The sequence below is a fragment of the Pseudomonas fluorescens genome, assembly GCF_041354075.1.
Taxonomy (GTDB): domain Bacteria; phylum Pseudomonadota; class Gammaproteobacteria; order Pseudomonadales; family Pseudomonadaceae; genus Aquipseudomonas; species Aquipseudomonas fluorescens_CE.
The window spans coordinates 79,205-86,663 of record NZ_JARZGC010000024.1 but is presented as its reverse complement, the minus strand read 5'-3'; the positions used below and the strand labels follow the sequence as shown (position 1 = coordinate 86,663).

Genomic DNA, 7,459 nt, shown 5'->3' with positions numbered 1-7,459 from the left:
CGAAGGCGGTGGATCAGCCAGCTTGATGTTGACTGACACACCGCCTTCGCGAGCAAGCCCGCTCCCACAGTGGACCGAGTCGCGCACAAAAAACCCGCCGGATGATCACTCATCGGCGGGTTTTTCTTTGGCCGCTAAAGCTTAGATCGCGCCACGCTTGCGCAGCAGATCCAGCACTTGCTTGACGCCTTCTTCCAGCGACACGGACTGGGTATCGATCACCAGATCGGCATCCAGCGGCACGTCGTACGGGAAGGACTCGCCCGGGATGTTGTCCCCGGCCGCCGCGTACAGGCCTTGCGGATCACGCTCGGCGCACACCGCCGGCGAGGCCTGGACGTAGACCGTCAGCAGACGCTCCTTGCCGATCAGGTCCTTGGCCTGTTCACGGCCTTCGGCACTCGGCGCGACGAAGGCTGCGAGGGTCAGCAAACCGGCCTCATTGAACTGACGCGCCACGTGCGCGGCACGACGCCAGTTCTCGGTACGCCCGGCGCGATCCTGTGGCAGACCCTTGTTGAGGTCGTGGCGCAGGTTCTGGCCATCGAGCACGAACACCGCACGGCCCAGGTCGAACAGCTTGCGCTCGACCGCATAGGCCAGGGTGCTCTTGCCAGCGCCCGACAGGCCACTGAACAACACGGTGGCCGGCTGCTGGCCGAAGCGCTGGGCACGCTCTTCGGTGGCCACGTGGGCCAGTTTGCCGTGGTGGGTGCTGGTGCCATGCGCCAGCGGTTGCGCGACGATCATGCCCGCGCCCACGGTGCCGTTGGTCAAGCGGTCGATGATGATGAACGCGCCGGTGGTGCGGTTGCTGTCGTAACCGTCGAGAGCAATCGGTGCGTCGAGCGCGATCTTGACCTTGCCGATCTCGTTCAGCTGCAACGCGCTGGCCGGACCTTCTTCCAGGGTGTTCACATCCACCTTGTTGACGATGCTGGCGATGGAACCCGGCACGTAACTGGTGGCGCGCTTGATGTCGTACTTCTTGCCCGGCAGCATCGGCTCTTCAGCCATCCACACCAGCATCGCTTCGAAGCTGTCGGTCACCGGCGGCACGTTGTCGGCGTGAACCAGCAGGTCGCCACGGGAGATGTCGATTTCGTCTTCCATGGTCAGCGTCACTGCCTGACCGGGACCGGCGTGTTCCAGTTCACCTTCGAAGGTGACGATGGATTTCACCCGGCTGCTCTTGCCCGACGGCAGGACCACCACTTCGTCGCCCTTCTTGACGATACCGCTGGCCAGGGTGCCGGCGAAACCGCGGAAGTTCAGGTTCGGACGGTTGACGTACTGCACCGGGAAACGCAGGTCGGTGAAGTTGCGGTCACCCGCCACTTCCACGGTCTCGAGGATTTCCATCAGCGACTGGCCGGTGTACCACGGCGAGCGCTCGGACTTGTTCACCACGTTGTCGCCCTTGAGGGCCGACATCGGCACGAAGTGCATGCTCGTCGGCTTCATCTTCAGGCCTTCGGCGAACTTCAGGTAGTCGGCCTTGATCGACTCGAACACGCCCTGGTCGAAGTCCTTGAGGTCCATCTTGTTGATGGCGACGACGATGTGCTTGATGCCCAGCAAAGAGGCGATGAAGCTGTGGCGACGGGTCTGGGTCTGCACGCCGTAACGGGCGTCGACCAGGATGATCGCCAGGTCACAGGTGGATGCACCGGTGGCCATGTTGCGGGTGTACTGCTCATGGCCGGGGGTGTCGGCGATGATGAATTTGCGCTTGGCGGTGGAGAAGTAGCGGTAGGCGACATCGATGGTGATGCCTTGCTCGCGCTCGGCCTGCAAGCCGTCGACCAGCAGGGCCAGGTCGATGTCTTCGCCGGTGGTGCCGACTTTTTTAGAGTCGCGGGTGATCGCTTCCAGATGATCTTCATAGATCATCTTGGAGTCGTGCAGCAGGCGCCCGATCAGGGTGCTCTTGCCGTCGTCGACGTTACCGCAGGTCAAAAAGCGCAGCAGCTCTTTACGTTCGTGCTGGCCCAGGTAGGCGAGGATGTCCTCGCTGATCAAATCAGATGCGTGCGACATGACAGCCCCTTAGAAATAACCTTGACGTTTCTTGTCTTCCATCGAGCCTGCGCCATCGTGGTCTATGACACGGCCCTGGCGCTCGGAAGTTCGCGTCAGGAGCATTTCCTGAATGATGTCCGTGAGGCTTTCGGCCTCGGACTCCACCGCGCCCGTCAACGGGTAGCAGCCAAGGGTACGGAAACGCACTTTCTTTTTGACGATGCGGGCTTTGTCTTCATCGCTCAGGTGCTCGAGGATGCGCTCGTCGTCGATCATGATCAGGGTGCCGTTCTTCTCGATCACTTCACGCTCGGCGGCGAAGTACAGCGGCACGATCGGGATGCCTTCGAGGTAGATGTACTGCCAGATATCCAGCTCGGTCCAGTTCGAGAGCGGGAACACGCGGATCGACTCGCCCTTGTTGACCTTGCCGTTGTAGACGTTCCACAGCTCGGGACGCTGGTTCTTCGGGTCCCAGCGGTGCTTGCTGTCGCGGAACGAGTACACGCGCTCCTTGGCGCGGGACTTCTCTTCATCGCGACGGGCACCGCCGAACGCGGCGTCGAAACCATGCTTGTCCAGGGCCTGCTTCAGGCCTTCGGTCTTCATGATGTCGGTGTGCTTGGCGCTGCCGTGGGTGAACGGGTTGATGTTCTGCGCCACGCCATCGGGGTTGATGTGGGTGATCAGGTCCAGGCCCAGGTCCGCTACCATCTTGTCGCGGAACTTGTACATCTCCTGGAATTTCCAGCGAGTGTCGACGTGCATCACCGGGAACGGCAGCTTGCCGGGGAAAAAGGCCTTGCGTGCCAGGTGCAGCATCACGGCGGAGTCTTTACCGATGGAGTACAGCATCACCGGGTTGTCGAACTCGGCGGCCACCTCGCGGATGATGTGGATGCTTTCCGCCTCCAGCTGTTTCAGATGCGTCAGTTTGTCGACCATGGCTACTCACGAAAACTTTCTTATGAACGGCCAGCGGGCCGTGTTCGAGCGAGGAATCCTAGCACAGCGACCTCTTCTAATCAGGGCTCGGACTAGATCGAAAGGGTATATGGATATACTCCGGCGTTTGGGCGGTAAGGCCCGATTCCTGTAGGAGCGAGCAAGCTCGCGATGGTCGTCAACGATGACACTGGCTGTCTGAATGCCCGCGCTGCCTGAACCTCCATCGCGAGCATGCTCGCTCCTACAGGGACAGGGAACCGAGTCGGGTCAAATCGGATTCGGGCAATCGATGAAGATGTGCTCGACGGCAAAACGTCGCGCCAGGTAATCGCCCAACGCCTGGACGCCATAGCGTTCGGTGGCGTGGTGACCGGCGGCGATGAAGCTGATGCCGTTTTCCCTGGCGCTGTGGAAGGTCTGTTCCGAAGCTTCGCCACTGAGGTACAGATCGACGCCGGCCAGCACCGCCTGGTCGATGTAACCCTGGCCGCCGCCCGTGCACCAGCCGACTCGCCGGATCATTTCGCTGCCTTCGATCAGCAAGGGTTCACGGCCCATGACCTCCTGCACCCGACGGGCGAAATCCCGAGGGGTCGCCGGCTCATTCAGCGAGCCGACCAGGCCCACCACTTTCAGGTTATCCGGGTCGAGCGGGCCTTCGACGGTGATGTCCAATTGTCTCGCAAGCTGCACGTTGTTGCCGACCTCCGGGTGCAGGTCCAGCGGCAGGTGATAGGCCAGCAGGCTGATGTCGTGCTTGAGCAGGGTTTTCAGGCGGCGTTGCTTCATGCCGGTGATGCAGGGGTTTTCGCCCTTCCAGAAATAGCCATGATGCACCAGCACCAGGTCGGCCTGCGCGTCGACGGCGGCGTCCAGCAATGCCTGGCTGGCGGTGACGCCACTGACAATGCGCATCACCTGCGGGCGACCTTCGACTTGTAATCCGTTGGGGCAATAATCGGCGATCCTGGCGCTGTTCAGGTAACGGTCGGCTTCTTCGACGAGTGTGCTCAGGGCGACGGCCATAAAAGACTCCTAAATATCCCGTTCAGAGGCGCGCGCGGCCTCGTATAATGCGCGACATTATGGGCGGTCTCATACCGCCTGCAACCTCTCAGGACGTGCTTCATGCTCAAGGCGCTGCGTTTTTCCGGCTGGCCGCTGTTGGCCGGCGTGCTTATCGCTCTGTTGATTATCCAGCGTTACCCGGAGTGGGTCGGCCTGCCGAGTCTCGATGTCAACCTGCAGCAAGCCCCGCAAACCACCACCACGCAGCAGGGCCCGGTGTCCTATGCCGACGCCGTGACCACCGCCGCGCCGTCGGTGGTGAACCTGTACACCACCAAGGTGGTCAGCCGGCCCAACCATCCATTGTTCGAAGACCCGCAGTTCCGGCGCTTCTTCGGCGACAACTCGCCCAAGCAGAAACGCATGGAATCGAGCCTCGGCTCCGGTGTGATCATGAGCCCGGAAGGATACCTGCTGACCAACAACCACGTGACCAGCGGCGCCGACCAGATTGTCGTCGCGCTCAAGGATGGCCGGGAAACCCTGGCCCGCGTGATCGGCAGCGACCCGGAAACCGACCTGGCGGTGCTGAAGATCGACTTGAAGAATCTGCCTTCGATCACCGTCGGCCGTTCCGACAACATCCGCATCGGCGACGTGGCGCTGGCCATCGGCAACCCGTTCGGCGTTGGCCAGACCGTGACCATGGGCATCATCAGCGCCACCGGCCGCAACCAGCTGGGCCTGAACAACTACGAAGACTTCATCCAGACCGACGCCGCGATCAACCCGGGCAACTCCGGCGGCGCACTGGTGGATGCCAATGGCAACCTCACCGGCATCAACACGGCTATCTTCTCCAAGTCCGGCGGTTCGCAAGGCATCGGTTTCGCAATCCCGGTGAAGCTGGCGATGGAGGTGATGAAGTCGATCATCGAACACGGCCAGGTGATTCGCGGCTGGCTCGGGATCGAGGTGCAGCCGCTGACCCAGGAACTGGCGGAGTCCTTCGGCTTGTCGGGACGTCCAGGCATCGTGGTCGCGGGGATTTTCCGTGACGGTCCGGCGCAGAAAGCCGGCCTGCAACTGGGTGACGTGATCCTGACCATCGATGGCGAACCCGCCGGTGACGGCCGTCGCTCGATGAACCAGGTGGCGCGGATCAAACCGACCGACAAGGTCACCATCCTGGTGATGCGCAACGGCAAGGAGCTCAAGCTCACGGCGGAAATCGGGCTGCGTCCGCCGCCTGCGCCAGTGAAGGAAAAAGAAGAGAACTAAGCCTGGCCCGAACTTTTCGGGCTACTGGAAGACATTCTCATTGGACATGTTATATTGTTTCAATTCTAGCAATTGGAACAACATAACATGTCGTCTCGCAAAAAGGCCTCGCTCCTTGGCCTGACCCTTGGATTGCTGGCTGATCCGCTCCTAGCCGCAGAACCACTGCGCCTTGAACTCGACGCCATCAACGTCACCTCCGACTACGAATCCCCCACCGGTCCGGTCCAGGGTTATCGCGCTACCCGCTCATCCAGCGCCACCAAGACCGACACCGCCATTGCCGATATCCCACAGGCAATCAGCGTGGTGCCGGCGAGCGTGCTCAAGGATCTGGGCAGTACCAGCGTCGAGCGCGCATTGGATTTCGCCGGCGGCGTCTCGAAGCAGAACGATTTCGGCGGCCTGACGCTGTACGAATACAGCGTGCGCGGCTTTACCACTTCGGAGTTCTACAAGGACGGCTTCAGTGCCAATCGCGGCTACCCCAGCACGCCGGACGTGGCCAACATCGAACGCATCGAAGTGCTCAAGGGTCCGGCCGCCAGCCTCTATGGCCGAGGCGACCCGGGCGGCACGGTGAACATCGTCACCAAGAAACCCCAGCGCGAAGCCTTCACCACCCTGCAAACCAGCGCTGGCAGCTGGGATCGCTACCGCACCGCACTGGACGTCAACACGCCCCTGGACGAACAGGGCGATGTGCTGTCGCGGATCAACCTCGCCGTTGAAGACAACCACAGCTTTCGCGATCACGTCACGAGCAAGCGAGTGTTCATCGCCCCCTCCTTCAGTTGGCAACTGAACCCCGACACGACCCTGCTGATGGAAAGCGAGTTCGTGCGCCACAGCTCGACATTCGATCGCGGCATCGTCGCGCCGAAAAACCGCTGGAGCGGCGTATCGCGCTCGACCTTCCTCGGCGAACCCAACGACGGCGACATCGACAACCACAACAACATGCTCCAGGCCGCGCTCGAACATCATCTGAACGACCGCTGGAAACTGCGCCTGGCCAGCCATTACAAGGAAGGCAAACTGTGGGGCAACGCCAGCGAGCAGCGTGCGCTGAATGCCGATGGCCACACGGTCAACCGGCGTTATCGCGAGCGTGACAACAACTGGCACGACAGCATCACCCAGCTTGAACTGCGCGGCCTGTTCGACCTCGGCAGTTGGCAGCATGAACTGCTGATCGGCAGCGAGTACGAGAACTATCGCAAGGATGAACGCGTCACCACCATCGCTGGCGGTCCTTATGCCATCGACGTCTACAACCCGGTCTACGGCCAGCCGAAACCCAACGGTGCGCGCTCGGGCACTGACTTTTTCGAACACGTCGAAAGCCACGCGCTGAACCTGCAGGACCAGATCACCTTCACCGACAAGCTGCGGGGCATGATCGGTGCGCGTTTCGAGCATTTCGACCAGCGCATTGACGACCACAGCCGGGCAGCCACCAGCCGCCAGACCCACGACGCCCTGACCCAGCGCGCCGGCTTGCTCTATCAGTTGACCCCGCAAACCGGTGTGTTCGCCAATGCCTCCACCTCGTTCAAACCGAACAATGGCCTGGACGCCAACGGCCGGTCCTTCGACCCGGAAGAAGGCGTCGGCTACGAGGTCGGGATCAAGAACCAGCTGTTCGACGACCGATTGAGCAGCACCCTCGCCTTCTTTCGTATCGACAAGGAAAACGTCCTCGCCCTCGATCCCGGCACCGATACCAGCCGCGCCATGGGCAAGGCCCGCAGCCAGGGTTTCGATCTGCAAGTCAGCGGGCAGGTGACCGACGCCGTGCGGGTGATCGGCGCCTTCGCCTACATCGACGCCGAAGTGACCAAAGGCGACGCGGTGATTCCCGCCGGCAGCCGCATCCTCGGCGTGGCCAAGCGCAGCGGCAGCCTGCTGGGGGTGTACGAGTTTCAGGACGGGCACCTGCGCGGCTCGGACGTCGGCGCGGCGTTCACCTACGTCGGCGATCGCTCGGGCGAGGCCGGCAGCGACTTCGAACTGCCGGCCTATCACACCGTCGACCTGCTCGCGCACTACAAGGCCAGCGACAACGTCACCGTCGGCCTGAACCTCAACAACCTTTTCGACGAGAAATACTTCGAGCGCTCGTACAGCAACTACTGGGTCAACCCCGGCGAGCCACGCAACTTCACCGTCAGCCTGACCCTCAACCTGTAAAAGGACG

General features: G+C 61.8%; 5 protein-coding genes. 2 read left to right on the top strand and 3 right to left on the bottom strand.

Annotation, left to right across the window (positions count from 1 at the left end):
- Nucleotides 1–141: 141 nt before the first annotated feature.
- From cysN to QIW53_RS23630, 3 genes are all read right to left on the bottom strand, one after another.
- A complete protein-coding gene (gene cysN / locus QIW53_RS23640; protein ID WP_371051984.1) occupies nucleotides 142–2,040 on the bottom strand; it encodes a sulfate adenylyltransferase subunit CysN in 1,899 nt (632 codons plus the stop codon).
- 9 nt (nucleotides 2,041–2,049) lie between these two features.
- On the bottom strand, nucleotides 2,050–2,967 hold the full coding sequence (gene cysD, locus QIW53_RS23635; protein ID WP_077045300.1) for a sulfate adenylyltransferase subunit CysD: 918 nt from the start codon (nucleotides 2,965–2,967) through the stop codon (nucleotides 2,050–2,052).
- A gap of 270 nt (nucleotides 2,968–3,237) precedes the next feature.
- Entirely contained in the window at nucleotides 3,238–3,996 is a 759-nt protein-coding gene (locus QIW53_RS23630) for a Nif3-like dinuclear metal center hexameric protein (protein ID WP_371051983.1), read from the bottom strand.
- A 102-nt stretch (nucleotides 3,997–4,098) separates the two neighbouring features.
- Here QIW53_RS23630 and algW point away from each other — a divergent pair, with 102 nt between their 5' ends.
- Entirely contained in the window at nucleotides 4,099–5,259 is a 1,161-nt protein-coding gene (gene algW / locus QIW53_RS23625) for a Do family serine endopeptidase AlgW (protein WP_371051982.1), read from the top strand.
- Between the two features lie 87 nt (nucleotides 5,260–5,346).
- Nucleotides 5,347–7,452 (top strand): TonB-dependent siderophore receptor, encoded by a 2,106-nt coding sequence (locus QIW53_RS23620; protein WP_371051981.1) that lies wholly within the window; start codon nucleotides 5,347–5,349, stop codon nucleotides 7,450–7,452.
- Nucleotides 7,453–7,459 lie beyond the last annotated feature (7 nt).